This is a genomic window from Pseudomonas sp. TMB3-21 (genome assembly GCF_054898145.1).
Genome location: NZ_CM142718.1, coordinates 4,285,837 through 4,309,818, shown reverse-complemented (window position 1 = coordinate 4,309,818; position 23,982 = coordinate 4,285,837). Strand labels below are relative to the sequence as shown.

General features: G+C 57.4%; 13 protein-coding genes and 1 pseudogene. 6 read left to right on the top strand and 8 right to left on the bottom strand.

Annotated elements, in window-relative coordinates:
• The first annotated feature begins 172 nt into the window (after positions 1-172).
• Positions 173-2,773, top strand: a complete 2,601-nt coding sequence (locus tag ACYZTS_RS19645; protein WP_461991403.1) for an RHS repeat domain-containing protein — start codon at positions 173-175, stop codon at positions 2,771-2,773.
• Between the two features lie 79 nt (positions 2,774-2,852).
• Here the strand turns inward: ACYZTS_RS19645 and glgB are convergent, their stop codons facing one another.
• The 3 genes from glgB to ACYZTS_RS19630 all read right to left on the bottom strand — a co-directional run bounded on the left by glgB (position 2,853) and on the right by ACYZTS_RS19630 (position 10,590).
• Positions 2,853-5,084, bottom strand: a complete 2,232-nt coding sequence (glgB, locus tag ACYZTS_RS19640; RefSeq protein ID WP_461991401.1) for a 1,4-alpha-glucan branching protein GlgB — start codon at positions 5,082-5,084, stop codon at positions 2,853-2,855.
• 2 nt (positions 5,085-5,086) lie between these two features.
• Positions 5,087-8,428, bottom strand: coding sequence for a maltose alpha-D-glucosyltransferase (gene treS, locus ACYZTS_RS19635; RefSeq protein WP_461991399.1), 3,342 nt, complete (start codon positions 8,426-8,428; stop codon positions 5,087-5,089).
• Between the two features lie 167 nt (positions 8,429-8,595).
• Entirely contained in the window at positions 8,596-10,590 is a 1,995-nt protein-coding gene (locus ACYZTS_RS19630; RefSeq protein ID WP_461991397.1) for an alpha-1,4-glucan--maltose-1-phosphate maltosyltransferase, read from the bottom strand.
• Positions 10,591-10,796: 206 nt separating this feature from the next.
• Here ACYZTS_RS19630 and ACYZTS_RS19625 point away from each other — a divergent pair, with 206 nt between their 5' ends.
• Positions 10,797-10,964, top strand: coding sequence for a hypothetical protein (locus ACYZTS_RS19625; protein WP_177326947.1), 168 nt, complete (start codon positions 10,797-10,799; stop codon positions 10,962-10,964).
• Between the two features lie 43 nt (positions 10,965-11,007).
• On the opposite strand, the gene ACYZTS_RS19620 is transcribed toward ACYZTS_RS19625, so the two are convergent.
• A complete protein-coding gene (locus ACYZTS_RS19620) occupies positions 11,008-11,517 on the bottom strand; it encodes an MgtC/SapB family protein (RefSeq protein WP_028621114.1) in 510 nt (169 codons plus the stop codon).
• A 122-nt stretch (positions 11,518-11,639) separates the two neighbouring features.
• Between ACYZTS_RS19620 and ACYZTS_RS19615 the strand changes: the two genes are divergently transcribed.
• The 3 genes from ACYZTS_RS19615 to mapR all read left to right on the top strand — a co-directional run bounded on the left by ACYZTS_RS19615 (position 11,640) and on the right by mapR (position 14,969).
• On the top strand, positions 11,640-11,873 hold the full coding sequence (locus ACYZTS_RS19615) for a DUF3203 family protein (RefSeq protein WP_028621115.1): 234 nt from the start codon (positions 11,640-11,642) through the stop codon (positions 11,871-11,873).
• 180 nt (positions 11,874-12,053) lie between these two features.
• Positions 12,054-13,484 (top strand): cytochrome c oxidase accessory protein CcoG, encoded by a 1,431-nt coding sequence (gene ccoG / locus ACYZTS_RS19610; protein ID WP_461991394.1) that lies wholly within the window; start codon positions 12,054-12,056, stop codon positions 13,482-13,484.
• Between the two features lie 66 nt (positions 13,485-13,550).
• On the top strand, positions 13,551-14,969 hold the full coding sequence (gene mapR / locus ACYZTS_RS19605) for a GntR family transcriptional regulator MpaR (protein ID WP_461991392.1): 1,419 nt from the start codon (positions 13,551-13,553) through the stop codon (positions 14,967-14,969).
• Here the strand turns inward: mapR and ACYZTS_RS19600 are convergent.
• Positions 14,956-17,685, bottom strand: coding sequence for an RHS repeat domain-containing protein (locus ACYZTS_RS19600; RefSeq protein ID WP_461991390.1), 2,730 nt, complete (start codon positions 17,683-17,685; stop codon positions 14,956-14,958). The genes mapR and ACYZTS_RS19600 overlap by 14 nt on opposite strands.
• 171 nt (positions 17,686-17,856) lie before the next feature.
• On the opposite strand from ACYZTS_RS19600, the pseudogene ACYZTS_RS19595 reads away from it, so the two are divergent.
• Positions 17,857-18,026 (top strand): annotated as a pseudogene (locus ACYZTS_RS19595) (PLP-dependent aminotransferase family protein); the annotation flags it as partial.
• Between the two features lie 44 nt (positions 18,027-18,070).
• Here the strand turns inward: ACYZTS_RS19595 and ACYZTS_RS19590 are convergent.
• From ACYZTS_RS19590 to ACYZTS_RS19580, 3 genes are all read right to left on the bottom strand, one after another.
• Positions 18,071-20,713, bottom strand: coding sequence for an RHS repeat domain-containing protein (locus ACYZTS_RS19590; RefSeq protein ID WP_461991388.1), 2,643 nt, complete (start codon positions 20,711-20,713; stop codon positions 18,071-18,073).
• Positions 20,714-20,801: 88 nt separating this feature from the next.
• Positions 20,802-21,548, bottom strand: a complete 747-nt coding sequence (locus tag ACYZTS_RS19585) for an SDR family oxidoreductase (protein ID WP_461991386.1) — start codon at positions 21,546-21,548, stop codon at positions 20,802-20,804.
• Between the two features lie 228 nt (positions 21,549-21,776).
• Positions 21,777-23,858, bottom strand: a complete 2,082-nt coding sequence (locus tag ACYZTS_RS19580; protein WP_461991384.1) for a putative bifunctional diguanylate cyclase/phosphodiesterase — start codon at positions 23,856-23,858, stop codon at positions 21,777-21,779.
• Between the last annotated feature and the right edge of the window lie 124 nt (positions 23,859-23,982).

Genomic DNA, 23,982 nt, shown 5'->3' with positions numbered 1-23,982 from the left:
GTGAGCCCCGTTGGCGTTCGCCATTCGATCACGGTCAGTAACGATGCGATCAGCAAGTTCGTCTTCCGCGCATGCCTGCACCCCGACGCTTCAGGTCACGGATGCGCGTGGCGCAGTGGTCCGGACAGTGCAGTTTCATCGGCGCGACGCCAGTGATCCGATGGAATCGCGGGTGACTGAACAACGCTTCGATGCGATAGGCCGTCTGTTGCGAAGCCGTGATCCTTATCTATTTGACCTCGCCAAGACCGACCCGTTAACGCCGTTCAATTTGACTCAGGTGACCAGTCTGTCTGGAGTAGCGCTGCTGACCGCCAGTGTAGATGCCGGTTGGCGGGTATTGTTGGCAGGCGATGCCGAGCAAGTCGTCGAGCGTTGGGATGGGCGTGGCAGCCATTCGTTGACTGAATATGATGGACTGTTGCGACCGGTGGCCATTAAAGAAAGCGGCCCCGACCTTGCCGAACACACACTGGAGCGTTTTACCTATGCCGGTGTCGGGCCGGATGACATTGCGCACAATCTCTGCGGTCAGTTGCTGCGGCATGATGACCCCGCTGGCACCGTTCATGTGGACGACCTGAGCATGGCTGGTGAGGTACTGAAACACACGCGCCGGTTTCTGTTGCGCACGGAACCGCCTGACTGGCCTTCGCTGGCCGCTGACCGCGAGGCATTATTGGAGACCGCCGACGGCGCGACTACTTCCTACCAGTTTTCTCCCTGTGGCGAACCGCTTGAGCAAACCGATGCGTTGCACAACCGTCAAGCCTTCGCCTATACGATCGCCGGCCAACTGAAGTCCACTCGACTGACCCTGGCCGGCGAGGACCAGGACGAGATGTTGCTAGTCAGTAATATTCACTACAACGTCATCGGGCAGATCGAGTCGGAAACCGCTGGCAACGGCGTCGTTACTCGCCACCACCATGACGCTGCCAACGGACGGTTGATCGAACTCAGCGCGCACAAAGCCAATGGCACGCCGCTGCATATTTTGAAATACCGCTACGACGCGGTGGGCAACGTGCTGAGCATCGAAGACGCTGCGCAATCGATTCGTTACTTCAACAACCAACGCATCGAGCCGACAAGAACTTATCGCTACGACACGCTTTATCAATTGATCGAAGCCTGTGGTTGTGAAGCCAGAACCGGCCAGAGCGGCCCCGCCCTGCCCGACTATCAAGCCCTGCCGACCGATCCCGGGCACATCGCCAACTACACCCAGACTTATCATTACGACGCCGGCGGCAACTTGCTCGATCTGGTGCACCTGGGTGCTCAGGCCCATGGCCGCACCTTGACGCGTGAGCGCTATAGCAACCGCTGTCTACCCGAACGCCAAAACCGGCCTTTGACCGAAGAAGACTTGGCCAATGGTTTTGATGCCAACGGCAATTTGAGGGATTTACAGCCTGGCCAGCGACTGGACTGGGACCTGCGCAATCAACTGAGTGCCGTGCAGCTCATTGTCCGAAAAGATGCCCCGGATGATCGTGAGTGCTACGTCTACGATGGCGGCGGCCAACGTGTCCGCAAAGTGAATGTGAGCCAGACCGGCACCCGCACCATCACCCGCGAAGTGCGCTACCTGCCAGGCCTGGAAATACGCACCCAAGGCACGCCGGGTGAAATCCTCCACGTCATCACTGTCAGCGCGGGTAGCAACAACGTGCAAGTGCTGCACTGGCTGGCGGGAGGACCAGAGCAAGTGCCGCAGGACCAAGTGCGCTACAGCCTCAACGATCACCTCGGGTCCAGCGCACTGGAGCTGGACGAGATTGCCAATTTGATCAGTCAGGAATGGTATTACCCGTTTGGCGGAACCGCGTACTGGGCGGGGCGAAATGCCATTGAGGCCAAGTACAAGACCGTGAGTTACTCAGGTAAGGAGCGTGATGCAACCGGGCTTTATTATTTCGGGTTCCGATATTACGCATCTTGGTTGCAACGCTGGATAAACCCGGATCCCGGAGGATACCTGGACGGGATGAACTTGTTTTTGATGGTTGGCAACAACCCCAACCGTTACAAAGACGAAGCCGGGTGTGAAGGAAACGATTTCAATCAACAAGAATATCTTTCTGACTTCAAAGATCTACTGAGCAGTTATTTCATTGGTGGAGTAAACACTCTAGATCGTGATAAAACGATGAATTATTTTTATAAGCTTTTATTCATCGAGGACTTAACGAGTAAGAAAAATCTCAAAAAGTTTATAAAGAACGTCCAACAGCTTCAAAAGTCGATCAAACCACCACAGACCTATTTGCAAAAATCAAAATACAATCCTGATTACATGAGAGCCCTGACATTTTGGGACAACCTCGACCGAGCCAAACGTTTCGAGCCATTAGACCCTGATACGAATCCGCCAGACTCGAGAGACAACAGTGCTCAACAGGTTGCAAAACGATACGTCAGAGATCGTAAAAACAACCGCCAGGTGAATTTGCGATCCGATATTTATTTTGGGGGCAACAAATCTTTACCATCTACGTCCGAACGGCAGAAGCTTCTAAAATTCACTTCATATAAGCCTACTTTGACACCGATCCCCCAACCCGACCTCGACGTCAACATCGACGTCGACGTCGAGGAGATAGAGCCTTCCAAAATTGAACTGCCAAGGGCGGTGGGACGAACGAGCAATACTGCCAGCCTCTCACCTGTAAAGCACGGGGTACGCCAGCCTTTCGCGTATTTGAGACATATAATCACGCGCGGTCCCTTACGTTTTTTTTCTCCACGTGACAGCGAGCGCAAATGATCAATGCCGGACTGAGCACTGAGGGTAAGCCATGCTCCCGTAGAAGAAGCATCGCCCACCCGCAATCACCCCTGGTTAATCAACCCTCCGGCCTGAACATCAACACCGCCAACGGCGGCAGATTCAGCACCAGCGACTCCGGTTGCCCGTGGCTTGGCTCCGCTTCTGTAAACGCCCCACCGCCATTGCCATAGTTCGAACCGGCGTACTTCTCCGAATCACTGTTGATCAGCTCGGTCCAGCGCCCGGCGAATGGCACGCCGATACGATACGCCTCACGCGGGATCGGCGTGAAGTTGGCCACAACCAGTACCGGTCGACCGTCTGAACTCCAACGCAGCCAGGCGTAAACACTGTTGATGGCATCATCGCCAATCAGCCACTGGAAGCCAGCCGGTTTGTGGTCCTGATCGTGCAAGGCTGGCTCTTCGCGGTAGAGCTGGTTGAGGTCAGCCACCAGTTTCTGCACACCCTGGTGCTCAGGGTATTGCAGCAAATACCAGTCGAGCTGCTGATCGTGATTCCACTCACGCCACTGACCGAACTCGCAGCCCATGAACAGCAGCTTTTTGCCAGGATGCCCCCACATGAAACTGAGGTAAGCGCGCAGGTTGGCGAATTTCTGCCAGCGGTCGCCGGGCATCTTGTCGATCAGCGAGTGTTTGCCGTGTACCACTTCGTCGTGGGAAATCGGCAGGATGAAGCGCTCGGACCACGCATACATCAGGCCGAAACTCAGCTCGTTGTGGTGATGCGCGCGATACACCGGATCCTGCTGAATGTAATGCAGCGAGTCGTGCATCCAGCCCATGTTCCATTTGTAATCGAAACCCAGCCCGCCTTGTTGCGTCGGTTGGCTGACGCCTGGCCACGCCGTGGACTCTTCAGCGATCACCAGCGCGCCCGGCGCTTCGAGGTTGACCACGTCGTTGAGGTGGCGCAGGAAGTCGATGGCTTCGAGGTTCTCGCGACCGCCGTGACGGTTCGGCACCCACTCGCCGGCTTTGCGCGAGTAGTCGCGATACAGCATCGACGCCACTGCATCGACACGCAGGCCATCAATGTGGAAATGCTTGAGCCAGTGCAGCCCCGAAGCGAGCATGTAACCGTGCACTTCGGTGCGACCAAGGTTGTAGATGAGCGTGTCCCAATCCTGGTGAAAACCTTCCTGCGGATTCCCGTATTCGTATAGCGCGGTGCCGTCGAATTGGGCCATGCCGTGGGTGTCGGTCGGGAAATGCGCCGGGACCCAGTCAAGAATCACGCCGATGTCCGCCTGGTGGCAGGCATTGATGAACGCCGCGAAATCATCCGGCGAACCGTAACGCGCGCTCGGGGCGAATTGCGACAGCAGTTGATAGCCCCACGAACCGCCAAACGGATGTTCCATGATCGGCATCAGTTCGATGTGGGTGAAGCCCAGCTCCTTGACGTACGGAATCAACCGCTCGCCCAACTCGTGCCAGGTGTACTGGCGCGCCACTTCGCCAAGATCATCGAGCTCACACTGCCAGGACCCGGCGTGCAGTTCGTAAATCGACAGCGGCGCGCTCGCCTTCTGGCGCTCAAGGCGCGCTTCCATCCAGGCGTGGTCCTGCCAATCGATGCTCAGCGGTGCAGCCACTTTCGAGGCAGTGTCCGGTGGCAACGTGGTCGCCAGTGCCATCGGGTCTGCCTTCAGCGGCAGAATGCCGTGGGCACCGAGGATTTCGTATTTGTAAGCCTCCCCCGCCTGCAGACGCGGGATGAACAATTCCCAGACGCCGGTCGGGTGACGCAAACGCATCGGATGACGGCGGCCGTCCCAGTTGTTGAAATTGCCGACCACAGAGACCCGTTTGGCGTTCGGCGCCCACACGGCAAACCGCACGCCGTCCACTCCGTCGACAGTTTTCAGCTGCGCGCCCAGGCAGCTGCTCAGGTCTCGGTGGTTGCCTTCGGCGAACAGGTACAAGTCCATTTCGCCAAGCAACGGCCCGAAGCTATAAGGGTCTTCGGAAAGCTGTTCACCACCGGCCCAGCGAACGCGCAGCTGATAAGGTTGCGCGCGGTCGAAATGCCCGACGAACAGCCCCGGCGTCTGCGTGTTCTCAAGGCTGCCAAGCTCTTCGCCGGTGTCCTTGGCCACTACCTGCACGCTTAACGCGTCTGGCAGATACGCCCGAATGAATTGCCCGCCGGCGTTATCGCCATGGGGGCCGAGAATCGAGAAAGGGTCATGGTGCTCAGCGCGTACCAATGCGTCGATGTCTTGCGCATTGGGCATCAGCGCCTCTTGAGCGTGACCCTGTTCCTTGTTCGAGAAACTCATGACTATTCTCCACCAAGTTCGGAAAAGGGTTTAAGCCCACTTAATAATCCATACAAACCATGCAGCGGCACCGGCAACCAGGTCGGGCGATTTTCCGCTTCGTACGCCACTTCATAGGCCGCTTTTTCCAGACCGAACAACGCCAGCGCGGCGTCCTCGCCTTCCGGATCTTGCCACGCATGACCAAGACTAGCTGCCGCCAGCCGATAAGCGTCGACAAAGGCCTGTTTTGCTTCAGTCAAATAACGATCGGACACTCGCTGGCGGGCATCCTGTGCTTCATCGGTGTTATCGACGTTGTGCACGTTGATCGCCATGGCCGCCGCGTAATCGAACGAGCGCAGCACACCGCTAACATCTTTGTACGGGCTGTGCTTGCCGCGACGTTCCGACAGTGGACGCGCCGGTTCGCCTTCGAAATCGATCAGGTAAGCATCGCCCTTGATCACCAGCACCTGACCCAAGTGCAAGTCGCCGTGAACACGGATGCGCAGGCCGCCGGTGGCTTTCTTACCGAGTTCCTGTACATGCGCCAAAATGGCTTTTTTGTTGTCCAGCAGCCTTGTAACCGTGGCCTGGTCTGCGCTGTTCAGCTCATGCTGGTGTTCCTGGAGCAATTTCAGGGCGCGCTCGACCTGAGCGGCAACATCCTTGGCCGAGGCCAATGCATCTTTCTCGCTGGTAACCTGCGGCGCAAAATCCGCGTCATCGGTCGGCGCGGCCAACACCTGGTGCATTTCGCCCAGACGCTGGCCGAGCATCCCGGCGAAATCACGCAGTTCGCCGAGCGCGTTGTAATGCTGTTCCTGTTCGGACATGGCGTCTGCCAGTTCGTCACGCAGCGCTCGTTCGAGGTTGTTCTGCGTCCATTCCCACGCGTCGCCCTGATTGCTCAAATAACCCTGAGCGATCATCAGCAAGTTGTCCTCGCCCTGGGCATCGTGACGCACCACCGAACCCAACAGCGGCGAGATATTGCTGAAGCCGGCGTTGGTCAGGTACGCGCTCATTTCCAGCTCCGGGTGCACACCCGAGGCGACCTTGCGGATCAGCTTGAGCACCATGCTGCTGCCGATCACCACTGAACTGTTGGACTGCTCGGCGGACAGGTAGCGCACTTCCGATTCGGCGGTCAGGCCAAGTTTGGCCAGTTCTGCAGTCGGTTCGAAACGAATCTCGCCGCCATCCGATGGCAACACGGTGTTGTCCTGCATGCCTTGCAGCACCGCACGGATGAAGTTCTCGAGGCTGAACGCGTCGGTGATCAAGCCGACCTGCGGCCCGCGTCGAACCCGCGACAACGCCAACTGCTGTGGCAGCGCCGGGCCGACCTGATCATCAGCCATAAAGCCAAACGGCAATTGATAACGACTGGTCTGGCCGCCGCTGGTGACTTCGATTTCACTCAACAGCACCGGATGCTGGGCATCACCGAAACGCACGCCATAGGCGAGGTTGACCTTCTCGATCGCCGTATCCTTACCGGCATACCAGCGTCGATTTTGCAGCCAGTTCGGCAGAATGCTCTGCTCCAGCGTGTCGCGAGACGGCGACTCGAGCAGCTCTTCCATGCGTTTTTTCAACACCAGGGTGGTGAAGTCCGGCAGGCTTTGCGCCGGTTCTACGTGCCAGGTGGGCATTTGATTCTCCGCAGCGAGTCCAAACCAATAAAAGCCGTAAGGCGCCAGGGTCAGAAGAAAATTCAGTTGGCCAATCGGCGGGAACGCATTGCCGCCAAGCATTTCCACGGGAACCATGCCAACGTAAGCCGACAAGTCGAGTTCCGCTGCCTGGGCGCTACGGGACACGTTGGCCACGCACAGGATGATTTCGTGTTTGCCGTCCGCCCCGGTGAATTCACGGGTATACGCCAGAATCCGCCGGTTGCTCGGCGAGAGCATTTTTATCGTGCCGCGCCCGAAGGCCTTCGACTGTTTGCGCACGGCGAGCATGCGCCGTGTCCAGTTGAGCATCGAATGCGGATCGCCGGACTGGGTCTCGACGTTGACCGACAGATAACCGTATTGCGGGTCCATGATCGGTGGCAGCACCAGGCTCGCCGGGTCGGCGCGGGAGAAGCCGCCGTTGCGATCGATCGACCATTGCATCGGCGTGCGCACGCCATCGCGGTCGCCGAGGTAAATGTTGTCGCCCATGCCGATCTCGTCACCGTAATACAGCGTCGGCGTGCCCGGCATCGACAGCAGCAGCGAGTTGAGCAATTCAACGCGGCGACGGTCACGTTCCATCAACGGCGCCAGGCGCCGGCGAATACCCAGATTGATCCGCGCCCGACGGTCGGCCGCGTAGTAATTCCACAGGTAATCACGCTCTTTGTCGGTGACCATTTCCAGCGTCAATTCATCGTGGTTGCGCAGGAAAATCGCCCACTGGCAATTAGCTGGAATTTCCGGGGTCTGGCGCAGAATGTCGGTAATCGGGAAACGGTCTTCCTGAGCCAACGCCATGTACATGCGCGGCATCAACGGGAAGTGGAACGCCATGTGGCATTCGTCGCCGTTGAGACCCTGTTTATCGGTGTCACCAAAATACAGCTGCGTGTCTTCCGGCCATTGGTTGGCCTCGGCGAGCAACATGCGGTCTGGATAATTGGCATCGATTTCGGCGCGAATCTGCTTGAGAACGTCGTGGGTCTCGGGCAGGTTCTCGTTGTTGGTGCCGTCGCGCTCGATCAGGTACGGGATCGCATCCAGACGCAGGCCATCAATGCCCATGTCGAGCCAGTAGCGCATCACCGACAACACCGCTTTCATGACCTGCGGGTTATCAAAATTCAGGTCCGGCTGGTGAGAATAGAAACGGTGCCAGAAATACTGCTCGGCGACCGGGTCCCACGTCCAGTTGGATTTCTCGGTGTCGAGAAAGATGATGCGTGTGCCGTCGTACTTGTGATCGTCATCGGACCACACGTAAAAGTCTCGCGCCGCCGAGCCTTTCTTGGCTTTGCGCGCGCGCTGAAACCAGGCGTGTTGATCGGAGGTGTGGTTGATGACCAGCTCGGTGATCACCCGCAAACCACGGCTGTGCGCTTCGGAAATGAACCGCTTGGCATCGGCCATGGTGCCGTAGTCGGGATGCACACCACGGTACTCGGCGATGTCGTAGCCGTCGTCGCGGCGTGGCGAGGGATAAAACGGCAGCAGCCAGATCGTGTTGACGCCCAGATCGGCGATGTAATCGAGTTTGGCGATGAGGCCGGGAAAGTCACCGATCCCGTCGTTGTTGGAGTCGAAAAAAGATTTGACGTGTACCTGATAGATCACCGCATCCTTGTACCAGAGCGGGTCCTTGATAAAGGTAGCTCCATTGGATTTCTTCGCCATTTGAAACTCCTGTTGAATTCGAAAAATGCCGCTGAACCGATCACCATTTCAGACGCAATGATTAACCTGTGGGAGCGAGCCTGCTCGCGATGGCGGCGGTACATTCAGCACATGTATTGCCTGACACACCGCTATCGCGAGCAGGCTCGCTCCTACAGTTTTTGGTCTCAAACGGTGATGCGCCAAATCCCGAACGGCTGCACAGCCGGGTCTAACCGCATGAACTGATACTTGCCGTGCCAGGTCCAGCGATGGCCATTCATCAAGTCTTCGCCCTGCGTGGCGGCGTCGTCAGGCAGGCCCATTTCCCAAAGCGGCAATTCGAAATTGGCTTCCTGCACGTTATTCGGATCAAGGTTGACGGCGACCAGGATGAAGTTGCTGCCATCCTCGCTGCGCTTGCCGAAATACAGAATGTTGTCGTTCCAGGCGTTATAGATCGTGAGGCCAAGGTGCGTGTGCAAGGCCGGGTTCTGTCGGCGAATGCGATTGAGCTGAGCGATCTCGGCAATGATGTTGCCCGGCGCGTTGAAATCCCTCGGACGAATCTCGTACTTCTCGGAGTTGAGGTATTCCTCTTTGCCCGGCACCGGCGCCGACTCGCACAACTCGAACCCGGAATACATGCCCCACAAACCGGAGCCCATGGTCGCCAGTGCCGCACGAATGAGGAACCCGGGACGCCCGGACTGATGCAGGAACGGCGGGTTGATGTCCGGCGTGTTGACGAAGAAATTCGGCCGGTAGCATTCGCGCCAAGGCGACTCGTTCAGCTCGGCGAGGTAAGTCGAGAGTTCGTATTTGGTGTTGCGCCAGGTGAAGTAGGTGTAACTCTGGGAGTAACCGACTTTGCCCAACCGCGCCATCATCGCCGGAGTGGTAAAGGCCTCGGCCAGAAAAATCACTTCCGGATGCAGCGCGCGCACATCGGCAATCAGCCACTGCCAAAACGGCAGGGGTTTAGTGTGCGGATTGTCGACGCGGAAAATCTTCACGCCCTCTTCGACCCAACCCACGACTACGTCGCGCAATTCCACCCAGAGGCTGGGAATCGCGTCGGCGGCGTAGAAGTCGACGTTAACGATGTCCTGGTATTTCTTCGGCGGGTTTTCCGCGTATTTGATCGTGCCGTCCGGCCGCCAGTTGAACCAGCCCGGATGTTGCTTGAGCCATGGATGATCCTGAGAGCACTGAATGGCGAAATCGAGGGCAATTTCCAGACCGTGATCGGCAGCAGCTGCCACCAGCCGACGGAAGTCTTCGCGGGTGCCAAGCTGCGGATGAATGGCCTCGTGACCCCCATCCTCACTGCCGATCGCGTAAGGGCTGCCCGGATCATCAGGGCCAGCGTTCAGCGAGTTGTTCGGGCCTTTGCGAAAGCTGCGGCCGATCGGGTGAATCGGCGGGAAGTACAACACGTCGAAACCCATGTCCTGAATCATCGGCAGTCGCGCATGCACATCGTTGAATGTGCCGTGGCGAGCCGGATCATCAGTGATCGAGCGCGGAAACAGTTCATACCAGCTGGCAAACTGCGCGAGCTCGCGCTCGACGTCTACCGGGAACTCCGGGCTGTGGCTAAGGAAGGCGCGGTGGTCAGCCTGCTGCATCAGATCAGCGCTACGTTGGTGCAAAAACAGCGCGACCTGTTCGGTTTCGAGCAGCCCGGACAATTCATGATGCAGCGCCGCGAGGTCTTCGCTCAACTGGCCTTCAGTGCGCTCTGCCGCTTGCTGGACGTGATTGCGGCCTTCCTGCAATTCCAGGCTCACGGGCACTGCCGCAAGATGCTTTTTCTCAAGCTCATAGCAGAACGTGGCGAAATGATCGATCCAGGCCTCGATGCAATAAACGTAGCGGCCTTGTTGCGCCACCTGAAAGCGACCTTCCCAGCCATTGTTGCCAAGTTCTTCCATGACTTCGCTTTGCCAGGTCTCATCACCCTCGGCACGCCAGCGGATGCGCACGGCCAGCTTATCGTGGCCATCGGCAAACACCTTGCTGGTTACCACTACGTCCTGGCCAACCACGGCCTTGACGGCAAACTGCCCACCATCAAGGATCGGCATGGTGTCTTCAATCGCGATGCGCGGCAGGAGTAACGCCTGTGCCAGCGGGATGTGCGGGTTATAGCTAAGTTCTGTAGTGCTTTCAGCAGTCATCGAGCATCTCTCCTTAACGCCCCATGGACGCTCATTGTCTGATCATCGTTCTCACAAGGCGGTCTGCCCCGGTATGAACTCGCTTAGGTTCCGAGCTATGGCCATGAGTAAAAGTTCACGCGGATATCGGGGGGAATCAATTCCGTTGCGTGGTGGTCAATCGACTTAAGCACGTCTCACGCCATGTGCCACAGGAGGCTTCAACGATGACCCTTCCCAACCCGGTAGAAACGCCCGATCCGAACATCGACGACCCGGTCATCCCGCCGACCGATCCGCAACCGGTCCCTGAGCAGGAACCGCCAGGGACTACGCCACCGCCTCGGGAGGATCCGCCGGATACGATGCCGCCGGTGGTGGTTGCGGCCGAGTAAATCCCCAACGCATTCCCACGCCCGGCGTGGGAATGACTTACCTCTACGGCCGGTCCTGATCGCCGTTTTTGTCAAATACCCGCACAATCTTCGGCATCACGCTGAATACCACCAGCGCCAGCAAAGTACTCACCACCGCCGTCGCTTCGCGGCCCATGCCGGCTGACACACCGATGGCGGCGGTCATCCACAAACCGGCTGCAGTGGTCAGGCCTTTGACGTGACCCATATCACCACCGGTATTCTTCAGAATGGTACCGGCGCCGAGGAAGCCAATGCCGGCGATCACACCCTGCAATACACGGCTCATGGCGTCTGCCTGCGAACCGGACATCTGCGGGACCAGCACGAACAACGCGGCGCCCATCGCCACCAGCATGTGCGTACGAACGCCGGCGGCCTTGCCCTTCTGCTCTCGCTCAAATCCGAGAATGCCGCCCAGAATGGCCGCCATAAGCAGTCTGACGGTGATGCGTGTCAGTTGAGAGGCATCGCCGATGTCAGCGAATTCAGATTGCAGCGTTACCCATACTTCGTCACACCAGGCGTCCATGAAGCCTCCTTGTCATAAATGTGTAGTACATGGACCGCGTTGACCATTAATCAGTTGCACAGAACGATGCCGCGCACACGCGTCCTAATAGATCACCACTCCCGCTAAAAAGGATGCCTGCCATGCCTGTCCGCACCCAGGATCAAACCGCTTTTTTCACCAGTGATAATGGCGAGGAAATTCGTCTGGCGCCGGATTTGACCGTAATTACCGATCATGAGATGCGTATGTCGGCGGTGGACCTTGATGGCAAACGTGTCTTCATTACAGAAGCTGAAGCTGACTTGTTGACCGTAGCGGGTGCAACGGACGGTCGTGAGAATCTGAAGGAAACCGACAGTGATTCGGTGGTCTGATAGCCGCCTGCGCGCCAGTCCTTTCAGGTAAGGCGCCTGCAGCTCAAGTGTTTCGACTCGTCGCAAACAGCGGATCAGCGAGCATCTGATCCGCTTTTTTTCGCGAAGCCTGAGTCTGTTATGCAAACAGAGCATCGCTCATAGTTCAGCGGCCTGATGGAGGCTGTTGAGCTGAAGACCATGAGCGAAAGAATCCCCGTCCAAACGATTGAACCGTCCTCATTGCTGAAAGACGATTGGCCTTCGCGTCCGCCGATCAGGGCTAAATCGACCGACAACCTGATTCACACCCGCAGCTTTACCGGCCTCTTTCGAAACATGCGCATCACCGGTGCAGGCTTCCTGTTCCTGCTTTTTTTCGGCACGGTATGGTTGAACTGGAGTGGTCGTCAGGCGGTGCTCTGGGACCTGGCCGAAAGCAAATTCCACATTTTCGGCGCAACCTTCTGGCCGCAGGATTTCATCCTGCTCTCGGCTCTGCTGATCATCGCTGCGTTCGGGTTATTCACGATCACGGTGTTCGCCGGCCGAGTCTGGTGTGGCTACACCTGTCCGCAAAGCTCCTGGACATGGATCTTCATGTGGTGCGAAAAAATCACCGAAGGCGAACGCAATCAGCGCATCAAATTGCAAGCCGCGCCGTGGACTTTGAACAAGCTGATGCGCCGCTCAGCGAAGCACACGATGTGGCTGGCCATCAGCCTGTTGACCGGCCTGACGTTTGTTGGCTACTTCACGCCAATTCGTCCGCTCGCCGAAGAACTGCTGACCTTGCAGATTGGCGGCGTCAGCCTCTTCTGGGTGATGTTTTTCACCGGCGCGACCTACATCAACGCCGGCTGGCTACGCGAAGCGGTGTGCATGCACATGTGCCCCTATGCGCGGTTCCAGAGTGTGATGTTCGACAAGGACACTCTGACCGTTTCCTACGACGCCGCGCGTGGCGAAAACCGTGGTGCGCGCAAGCGTGAAGTGGTACCCGCCGTGGTTGGCCTTGGCGACTGCATTGACTGCCAGCTCTGTGTGCAGGTCTGCCCGACGGGCATCGACATACGCGACGGCCTGCAAATGGAGTGCATCGGTTGCGCCGCGTGCATCGACGCCTGCGACTCGATCATGGACAAAATGGGCTACGCGCGCGGGCTGATCAGCTACACCTCCGAACGGGAGTTGCAGGGCGGCAAGACCCACCTGCTTCGGCCGCGATTGATCGGCTACACCGCGGTGTTGTTGATCATGGTCGCGGCCCTTGCGGTCTCCCTGGTGGAACGGCCGATGGTTTCGCTGGACGTGAGCAAGGACCGCGGTTTGTTCCGTGAAAACAGTCAGGGCCAGATCGAAAACATCTATAGCCTGAAGGTCATCAACAAGACGCAGCGGCGTCAGGATTACCGGCTGATGCTCGAGAATGCCGAAGGCTTTGTGTTGCAGGGCAAGACCGAACTGAGCCTCGCGCCGGGGGAGATTGTCGACGTGCCGGTTTCAGTGGCGATGACCATGGAACGGCCAGGCAGCAGTTCGCAAGGTATCGGCTTCAGGATTGTCGACAGTGATGAGCCACAGATTTACAGCGTGGCGACGAGCCGCTTTGTTGCACCGATGAATCGCTGAGTCGTTAAACTGCTGCGGCGCGATGAGACCGCCTCGACTTCAATGATGAAACTGCCCGGGCTTCGAATGAAACGCTACGAAAAATTCGCCGACGACATCGCTGAACTGATCCGCTCCGGCGTCCTGGGCCCTGGCGAGCGCGTGCCTTCGGTGCGCTACGCCAGCCAGACTCACGGCGTAAGCCCGTCGACTGTGTTTCAGGCCTATTACCTGCTTGAGCGTCGCGGTCTGATTCGCGCGCGCCCGCGCTCCGGCTACTTCGTCAACGCCCATGCACCGATGCCATTCTCTGAACCGGTGATCAGCCGTGAAGTCAACGAATCCACCGAAGTGGACGTCAGCGAGCTGGTGTTCTCGGTCCTCGATTCGATCAAGGATCCGAACACTGTGCCCTTCGGTTCGGCCTTCCCAAGCCCTGCCCTGTTTCCGCTGCAGCGCCTGTCGCGCTCGCTCTCCAGCGCCACCCGCGATATGGACCCGCGCATGGTCGTCACGGACTTGTCTCCGGGCAACCCGCAACTACGCCGGCAAATAGCCCTGCGCTATAGGGTCGGCGGCTTGATGTTGCCGATGGAAGAACTGCTGATCACCAACGGCGCCCTCGAGGCGCTGAACCTGTGCCTGCAAGCCGTCACTGAACCGGGCGATCTGGTGGCGATCGAGGCCCCGGCATTTTATGCCTGCCTGCAGATCCTCGAACGGCTGAAACTCAAAGCCGTGGAAATTCCCGTGCACCCGCGCGACGGCATCGACCTTGACGTGCTCGCGCAGACCCTTGATCGCCACCCGATCAAGGCCTGCTGGTGCATGACCAGTTTCCACAATCCAATCGGCGCGACCATGCCCGAGGCGAAGAAACGCGAACTGGTAGAACTGTTGCGCAAGCACCAAGTACCGCTGATTGAGGACGATGTATACGCCGAGCTTTATTACGGGCAGCAGGCACCGAAACCGGCCAAGGCCTTTGATACCGATGGTTTGGTGATGCATTGCGGCTCGTTCGCCAAGAGCCTGGCGCCCGGTTATCGAATTGGCTGGGTGGCAGCTGGACGTTACGCGCAGAAGATCGAACGATTGAAGTTGATGACCTCACTGTGCGCATCGATGCCGGCTCAGGCCGCTATTGCCGATTACTTACAGCATGGCGGCTATGACCGGCATCTGCGCAAGTTGCGTTATGCGCTGGAGGAACAGCAGAACGCGATGCTCGCGGCGATTGGGCGTTATTTCCCGGCACAAACCCGGGTCAGTCACCCTTCGGGCGGGTACTTCCTGTGGCTGGAATTGCCCGGGCAGACCGATTCGTTGAAGGTATTTCAGATGGCGTTGGCGCAGGGCATCAGCATCGCGCCGGGGCCGATATTTTCACCGACGCAGCGATTCAGGAATTGCATCCGGTTGAACTATGGAAGCCCTTGGGATGAGATTTCGGAGAAGGCGATGGAGACGTTGGGGCGGATTGTGCGGTCTTTCAGACCAAGCTGACCTCAGCGTTACTGTGTTTTTGGTGCGATCGACTCAAACTTCTCAAAATTGCTACAAACGTATCCGCATTTCTTAAAGCCTTTTCGCCTCTCATCGCAGGTCTCGCTTTAAATTGGCTAATGACTACTCCCTTATCTTTAGTATGAAAGTCACTTAGCAAATCACGCTCGATGTCGGAGCATTCGATGTCTCCACGCAGAATACGGCTTGAATCATTAATAAATTGAAATTCAGCCACATTGTCATTGAATGTCATCCCGTAGGCATCTTGCGAATCAACAGAGCCGGCTTTGTCAACGCTACCCGAAGAATACCAATAGTCCTTAGTGCGCACCACAATATGCGACAACTCATGTAACAAGAGATGCGCATTAGCCTCAACTGTGTTTGTTAAGAGTACGTCACCATTAAGATATATCTTACTTCTACGATCCCAATCGAACACTTTTCCAGCTACAGACAAGCGTCCTTTTAGCAGCACCATCTTCTCCGAATTTGCTCCATATTTGTGAATGCGTTGTTGCATAGCTTCAATATTCCTCTTTAATAAAGTAAATTTATCCGCAGCAATAGCTCCTGCGTATTTTTCTATCGCCCCACGAGAGCTGGGCTCATAGAACGCCTTAACTGCGTTATCTATTAACGTAACTGCCCTTTCAAACGCGCTATCCAACGCAACAGCAACCTCCGGCTGCCTCGACCGAATGGCGGCCATTCCCCTCGCACTTACCGCCCATCTGATATGGTACCCTTCGAGTACAAAATCATTGATTGATGCCCATACCGAATTTAGTCCCGTTCTATCTATGCAGTTGGTCGGGTTATTTCGAGTAAACTTGTAAAAGCTCAAGCCATCCGCGTTTTCCGCCGGGTCCGGATTCAACCAGCGGTGAAACCATGGCATGTAGTACCGGACACCATAGTAATAAAGCCCGGTCGCATCCCGTTCCTTCCCGGAGTAGCGAATCGTTTTGTAACTGGTTTCCACTTTACCTCGCCCCGCCAACCAGGCCGTGCCGCCGAACGGGTAATAAATTTCCTGACTGATCGGTTTTGCTTCAGCGTCGACCTCAAAGGCGCTTGAGCCCAGATGATCATCGAAGCAGTAACGTAGCTGGTCATTGTCCACGCCTTCCGGCGGCGGACTGTCCCAGTGCAGCAGCCTTACTGAACAGCGGCCTGCCTGAATGCTCAGCACTTGCAACTGTTCGCCCGTGGCGCTGTTGCTGTGCAGTTCGAGGCCCGGCAGGTATCGCACTTCCGCGCTGTGGGTAATGGATTTCGCGGCGGCAGTGCGGCATTTGCGAACACGCATGCCTTCGTGATCGTAGCTGTAAAACTCTCTGTCGCCGGGAGCGTTGTGTCGGGCGACCTGCACAACTTCGCTCAACTCGTTTCGGCCATTCCATTGCAAGGATTGACCCGGCTGCAATTCCACTAAATTGCCGCGCGCATCGAAAAGTCCGTCCAGCTCCGCCCCCGGCCGGTCTTTGATGCTGCGATTACTGTGCGCTGCCACCTGCATGTTCAGCGTGTCGTTCACCGCTCCTTGATGAACCCGTTGCAACAGATTGCCCGCCGCATCATAAAAATAAGTTTCGGTGTAATTACACCAACGGCTGCTGTCGGCCGAGCCGAAGTCTTGCCACTCCGGCAACGCGGGGCCCAATGACGGTTTGGCAGATTCCCAGCCTGTGGCGCTGATCAATTGGTACAGCGTGTCGTAGACAAAATGACGAACCGGTTCAACGCGTTGGTTCGCGAAATGCTGAAGCGGTAGCGCGTCCTCAGTGATCGCAGTGATGTTCCCGGCCGGGTCGTGGCGGTAACTGAGGTTCTGTAAAAACGTGCCATCCTGCGATTGATTGGCGAGAGTCAGCAGTTGCCCACTGGCGGGGTCATAACTGGAAAAAGTCCGCATGCCGTTGCCGGCCAACTCGTGGAGGACCTGCCCGGCGGCGCTGTATTCAATACCGCCGACGAGGATTTCGGCCGTGGTGCGCTGCGCTTGTTGCAATCGAATGCCACGTAGTTGACCGCCGCGATCATAGCGGAAATGCCGGGTACGCCCTTTGGCGTCCGTCTGACACAACACCTCGCCCGTTGGGGCGAAATGCCAAGTCGACCGTGCGCCATCCCCCAGTTCGAGCAGTCGGTCACGTTCGACTTCATCCAACGGCCAGCCGGGTGATTCAACGCTTTCATGAAAATGCCGGACTTCAGCGAGGGCGGACCCCGCCATCGCGTAGTCCGGCAACAATCGGCTGCCCGCTGGATCATCATGGCGCACAGGCACACCGCAGCGATTGCGCAAGGCATCATCCGGCGTAAAGCGTCCCCAGGTGATTCGTTCGGCGCAGCGCTCGGGATGACCTTTAAAGTGCTCAACGACCGCCACCGGCCGCAGCAACAGATCGTATTCAATCCGCCAATGCCACCCCCGCTGATCCCACGCTTCAACCGTCAGCCCATCAGGACCGGGCAATCTCAGCTGCCAGCCTGCATCGACACTGTCGATGCACAGTGACTGCCCCGACAGACTGTAAAACGTACGCAGGTTTACCGGCACATCGGGCTCAGTGAAGGCAGACGCAAACAGTCGAGGATCGCGCTGCTCGCAAAGCCGCCCAGCCACGTCATGAACCTGATGCGTAACCCGCGTCTCCAGCAAACCGCCCATCGCACGGCGATGATAGGCCAGTTCACGAACGGGCAACCTGCGGGGTTCGATGACGGTGATTGAGGGCGTATTCCGGTGCAAATCGTAGCGCTCGACTCAAGGAAGACCACTGGCAATCTAGGCGTGCGGAGATTCAACGTCTACTGACAACAATGACAGTAGACACTGCTCTACCATCCATCACCCAGATCGACGAATAATGGTTTATTGAAATTGTTTCAGATGGCGCTGACGCAAGGCATCAGCATCGCGCCGGGGCCGATATTTCACCGTCGCAGCGGTTCAGGAATTGCATTCGGTTGAACTATGGAAGCCCTTGGGATGAGGTTTCGGAGAAGGCGATGGAAACGTTGGGCCGAATTGCGCGGTTGCTTTGAAGTGATAAGTGTCTGGCTCAGCAGCTCAAATGCATAACCTTTACTTAGACATTATGCCCTTTATTATTTCTACTTAACGCGACCGCAACATTGGTGAGAGTGTCCGCATTACGCGAAGCAATGTAAGCCCTGAAGCTCCTTGAGCTATTGAACTTTGCCAGTGCGCCGTTTACGGTGGCTTCACGCGCAAGGTTAGTTAATACTTTCATATGTCTTCCCAAAAGCGTGGGATTGATTACACCTGTACTTATTATGGACGCCGAAATAAACGCAAGCTCGTCCGGACTGCGCCCATTAATCGTTGAAACATACCAAAAATCATATGAATCAAATATGAAACTTAAATGGGTGAGCTCGTGTATTAACGTATCACTTCGGTTTTCCGGGCTCAGGGCGTTGAATTGCGCTCGGTTGATGTATATCTCCCTGTCCGGATTTGTTTTTAAGACGTATGCAATATCTCGCGAGCCCGACACTGACACCAACCTGTGCGGGTTTTTCTCAATATGTTCGATATCCCATAAAATATATTTGAAGCCACTGGTGAGATAATCAAAATCCTCAGGTGAAGCAGTGCCTATGTGAGTTTCAAGAAATCTCGCACCTCTGCCCGCATCCAGCTCAATCAGTGCTCGCTCTACTATATCTTTAGCCCCCATTAGAGCTTGGTGCAGATAAAGCGGTAGTTGCTTGCAATCTGAGGCTGGCGTTGGGGCTAGTCCTGTTTCATCACGATAATTTGGCGGGGCGTTTCTGACAAATCGATAGAGATTCAATCCATCTACATTGCCGGCCGGATCAGGGTTCAGCCACCGCTGTAACCAAGGGGCGTAATAACGTGCACCGTAGTAATAGAGCCCGGCTGCATCCCGTTCCTTCCCGGAGTAGCGAATCGTTTTGTAGCTGGTTTCAACCTTGTTCCGCCCGACCAGACAAGCCGTACCGCCGAACGGGTAATAAATTTCCTGGCTTATAGGTTTCGCATCGGCATCGACTTCAATGGCGCTTGAGCCCAGATGATCATCGAAGCAATAACGCAGCTGGTCATTGATCACGCCGTCCGGAGGAGAGCTGCTCCAATGCAACAGTCTCACCGAACAGCGGCCGGCCTGAACGCTGACCACTTGCAAGTTCTCGCCGGTGGCGCTGTTGCTGTGCAGTTCCAGACCCGGCAGGTATCGCACGTCGGCGGTGTGGATGATGGATTTCGCTGCTGCAGTGCGGCATTTGCGGACACGCATGCCTTCATGATCGTAGCCGTAAAATTCCCTGTCACTGGGGGCGTTGCGTCGGGCGACCTGCACGACTTCGCTCAACTCGTTACGGCCATTCCACTGTAAGGACTGACCTGGCTGCAACTCGAGCAAGTTGCCGCGCGCATCGAAAAGTCCGTCCAGCTCCGCCCCCGGCCGGTCTTTGATGCTGCGATTACTGTGCGCAGCCACCTGCATGGTAAGCGTGTCGTCCACAGCGCCTTGATGAACCCGTTGCAACAGATTGCCCGCCGCATCATAAAAATAAGTTTCGGTGTAGTTACACCAACGGCTGCTGTCGGCCGAGCCGAAGGCTTGCCACTCCGGCAATGCGGGGCCCAATGACGGTTTGGCAGATTCCCAGCCTGTGGCTTTGATCAGTTGGTACAGCGTGTCGTAGGTGAAATGTCGGACGGGTTCGATGCGTTGGTTGGCCGAGTACTGGATGGGTAACGCGGCGTCGGTGATGTTTATGATGTTGCCGGCGGGGTCGTAGCAGTAGCTCAGTTTTTGCAGAAACTGGCCATTGGGGGCCTGATTGGCGAGCGTCAGGAGATGTCCGTTGGCCAGGTCATAGCTGGAAACTGTGCGTATTCCATTACCAGCCAGTTCCTCGAGGACCTGGCCGGCTGCGCTGTATTCAATACCGCCGACGAGGGTTTCGACGGTGTTGCACTGCGCTCGTTGCAGACCAATCTCACGCAGCTGACCAATGCAGTCATGGCGCAAATGCCGGGTATGCCCCTTGGCATCCATCTGACTCAGCACTTCACCGGTTGCCGCGAAACGCCAGTTGCAACGTGCGCCTTCACCCGGCTCCAGTAGCAGATCGCACTCGGCTTCTGCGTCTGGCCAATCAGGTGCTTCAAGGCTAGCAAGAAAATGCCGGACTTCTTCGAGGACCGCGCCGGACAGTCCATACTCGGAAATCAACCGGCTACCCGCCGGATCATCATGGCGCACCGGCTGGCCGCTGCGATTGTGCATGGCGTCAATCGGCGTATAGCGTCCCCAAGTGATGCGCTCCGCGTAACACTCCGGCTCGCCACTGATGTGCTCAGCAATAGCCACCGGCCTCAGCAACAGATCGTATTCGATCCGCCGATGCCACCCTCGCTGATCCCACATTTTAACCGCCAGCCCATCAGGACCTGGCAAGCTCAGCTGCCAGCCTGCATCGACGCTATCGCTGCACAGTGACTGGCCTGACAGACTGTAAATGGTGCGCAGGTTTACCGGCACTTCGGGATCAGTGAGGGATGAAACAAAAAGTCGAGGATCGCGCTGCTCACACAGCCGACCGGCCGTGTCATAAGCTTGATGCGTAACTCGCGTCTCCAGCAAATCGCCCGTCGCGCGGCGATGATAGGCCAGTTCACGAACGGGCAACACGCGGGGTTCGATGACGGTGATTGAAGGCGTATGACGATGCAAATTGTGGCGCTCCACAGAGGAGAGGCCACTGCCAATCTAGATGCACCGCAGACTAGTGTCTACTGGCAACAATGACAGTAGACCGCGCTCAGCGCCCACCGCCCAAGTCGACAAATGTCCCGGTTGCATAAGAAGCCTTGTCCGACAATAACCAGATTATCGCCTCGGCTACTTCATCCGGTCGACCGCCGCGAGCCATGGGAATGCCTGATTCCAGCTTGCTGACCCTTTCCGGATCCCCGCTCAACGCGTGAAAGTCGGTGTAGATATAACCAGGTCGTACCGCATTGACCCGGATGCCTTCACCGGCGACTTCTTTCGACAAGCCTATGGTGAAGCTGTCCAGCGCACCTTTTGAAGCCGCGTAATCCACGTATTCATTTGGCGAGCCCAAGCGCGCCGCGACCGAGGACACATTGACGATGCTGCCGCCCTGCCCGCCGTGCTTGGGCGACATGCGCAGGATGGCGTGCTTGGCACAGAGGATCGGCGCCAGAACGTTGGTCTTGAGAATTTTGAGAACGCGAAATTCGGACATTTCATCGACCCGGGACTTGTGCCCCACGGTGCCGGCGTTGTTGACCAGTGCGGTCACCCGGCCAAGCTCTGCATCCACGCGATTGAACAGGGCGATCACTTCGTCCTCGATGCTGACGTCAGCACGAATGGCGATGGCTTGCGCGCCGAGTGCGCGGACCTGCTCCAGAACGTTGTGCGCTGCCTCTTCATCGGATTGGTAATTGATGCAGATCCGATAGCCCAGCCCCGCGGCCAACAATGCGGTGGCAGCCCCGATGCCGCGGCTGCCGCCGGTGATGACGATGACTTTTTCCATGCTGCCTGTTCTCCCGCTTCACACCTGTGCAGTCGGAGCAAAGGATAACCGCCATCGGGGTTTTTTGCATGACCTGTAGCAGCTGTCGAGCCTGCGAGGCTGCGTTCGGCGGCGCAGGCGTCGCGAGATTATTGGCTGAGGTTGTTCAGGTAAAGGGTGTTGGCCGGTTTGACGACGGCTGCGCCGCGGGACGCAGCCTCGTAGGCTCACCAGTTGCTACGGAATGTTTCAACCGGCAGCCAACTGCTCTCCACGAATGATATCGACCATAAACCGATCCGCCGGGAGCGGGTGGCCCAGCAAATAGCCTTGCAGCGAATCGCACCCCAGCTGCGTCAGGAAATCCTGCTGAACACCGGTTTCCACACCTTCGGCAACGATGCGCAACCCCAGTGCCTGACCCAGCGCGACAATGGCGGACACGATGGCCGCATCGTCGCTGTCATGTTCCAGATCGCGGACGAAGCCCCGGTCGATTTTCAGCTCGTTGGCCGGCAGGCGTTTAAGGTACATCAGGCTCGAATAACCCGTACCGAAGTCGTCGATGGACAGATCAACCCCCATGTTTGACAGCTCCTGCAACACGGTCATGCTCGCATCGGCGTCGCTCATGGCGGTGGTTTCGGTGATTTCCAGAGTCAGGCTGTTAGCCGGCAAATGGTGAGTGGCCAAGGCCTTGGCGACACTTTGCACGAGCCCGGCATGGCAAAACTGCAGCGCCGAAAGATTGACCGCGATACGCCAGTCGGTATAGCCAAGGACGTACCATTCGCGCATCTGCCGACAGGCTTCGTTGAGCACCCATTCGCCAATCGGGATGATCAGGCCGGTTTTCTCTGCAAGATCGATGAACTTGTCCGGTAACAACATGCCTTGCGTCGGGTGCACCCAGCGCAGCAGCGCTTCGGCACCAACCGGGCGGCCGTTGCTCGCGTCAAATTTGGGTTGGTAATAAAGGCTGAACTGGCACTGATCCAATGCCGTGCGCAAATCCTGCAGCAGTTGCAGTTGCTTGCGGGCGTTGCTGTTCATCGACGCATCGAAAAAACTGTAGCCGTTTTTGCCAGCACCTTTGGCGTGATACATCGCCGCGTCGGCATTCATCAGTAGCTCATCGGCGGTTTCACCGTTGCCCGGATACAACGCGATACCCACACTTGCGGAGATCTGCAGGTCATGTTCGGCCACGCGGAACGACCGTGCGATCAAGCCGACTTGCCGCGCGGCCAAGGCCAAGGCGTCGTTCGCCTCCTCCAACTGCACCAGCAGCACGAACTCGTCGCCACCGATTCGCGCCAGTGTGTCCGGGCTGCGCAAATCCTCACGCAGACGCAGGCCGACTTCGCGCAGCAACTGATCGCCCATGTGATGGCCAAACGCGTCGTTGACCGGTTTGAATCCGTCGAGATCAATGAACATCAACGCAAAGTAACCGCCCTGCTCCTGCACCCTCGCCATCGCCTGGTCAATCCGGTCTGCCAGCAGCATCCGGTTTGGCAGGCCGGTGAGGTTGTCGTGCAAGGCCAGCTGCCTGAGCTCTCGATTGGCTTCAGTCAACGAAGCGGCCAGGCTGGCCGTTCGTGCTTCCAGTCGCGCGTCGAGGATCGACGTGAGCAACGCGATGCTCAGCACCGCCAGCGTGGTGACAAGCACCAGGCTGTCGAGGCCTTTGCCGTTGAGGCCATCGACTGCCGCGCCGCAGAAACTGCCGTCCGGAAACCGCGCGGCGGCCATGCCGGTGTAGTGCATGCCGACGATGGCGATGCCCATGATCACCGCCGCGCCACCTCGAATCAGGCAAACATAGGGCGAGTGCTGGCGCAGCCGAAAGGCGATCCACAGCGCCGCCCCGGACGCGCCGACGGCGATCAGCAACGAAGCGCTGAACAGCGTCGGGTCATAATCGATGCCCGGCTGCATGCGCATCGCGGCCATACCGGTGTAGTGCATCGCGCTGATGCCGGCGCCCATCACCAGCGCGCCGAAGGCCAACTGCCAGACCGGCAACTGCGGTTGACTGACCAGCCACAGGGCGAAGCCGCAGGACAAGACCGCCGTGATCAGTGACAACGCCGTGAGCGTCACGTCGTAACCCAGGTCGATTGGCAAATCGAAGGCGAGCATGCCGATAAAATGCATCGACCACACACCGATCCCCATGGCAATAGCGCCGCCCGCCGTCCAGAAATGCACGGCCCGACCTTTGGCGGAGGCAATGCGCCCGGTCAGATCCAGTGCGGTATAGGAGGCCAGAATCGCCACGCAGAGCGAGACGACCACTAGCGAGGTGGAATAAGTACCGGTGAGCATGAAGGTTCTGTTTCTCGAGACTGAACACGCCGGATTGCTTCCATTCGCGGCGATGCAAAACGCGCGAGTGTATAGGTTCCCCCGAGTAACGCACTGACAAAATAACCAAAACGCCAGCAAGCCG

Bases quoted from the DNA above. Each gene is read 5' to 3' on its own strand.
- ACYZTS_RS19620 (WP_028621114.1), bottom strand. From the start codon at position 11,517: ATGGACGCCTGGTGTGACGAAGTATGGGTAACGCTGCAATCTGAATTC.
- treS (WP_461991399.1), bottom strand. From the start codon at position 8,428: ATGGCGAAGAAATCCAATGGAGCTACCTTTATCAAGGACCCGCTCTGG.
- glgB (WP_461991401.1), bottom strand. From the start codon at position 5,084: ATGAGTTTCTCGAACAAGGAACAGGGTCACGCTCAAGAGGCGCTGATG.
- mapR (WP_461991392.1), top strand. From the start codon at position 13,551: ATGAAACGCTACGAAAAATTCGCCGACGACATCGCTGAACTGATCCGC.
- ACYZTS_RS19625 (WP_177326947.1), top strand. From the start codon at position 10,797: ATGACCCTTCCCAACCCGGTAGAAACGCCCGATCCGAACATCGACGAC.
- ACYZTS_RS19580 (WP_461991384.1), bottom strand. From the start codon at position 23,858: ATGCTCACCGGTACTTATTCCACCTCGCTAGTGGTCGTCTCGCTCTGC.
- ACYZTS_RS19615 (WP_028621115.1), top strand. From the start codon at position 11,640: ATGCCTGTCCGCACCCAGGATCAAACCGCTTTTTTCACCAGTGATAAT.
- ccoG (WP_461991394.1), top strand. From the start codon at position 12,054: ATGAGCGAAAGAATCCCCGTCCAAACGATTGAACCGTCCTCATTGCTG.
- ACYZTS_RS19585 (WP_461991386.1), bottom strand. From the start codon at position 21,548: ATGGAAAAAGTCATCGTCATCACCGGCGGCAGCCGCGGCATCGGGGCT.
- ACYZTS_RS19630 (WP_461991397.1), bottom strand. From the start codon at position 10,590: ATGACTGCTGAAAGCACTACAGAACTTAGCTATAACCCGCACATCCCG.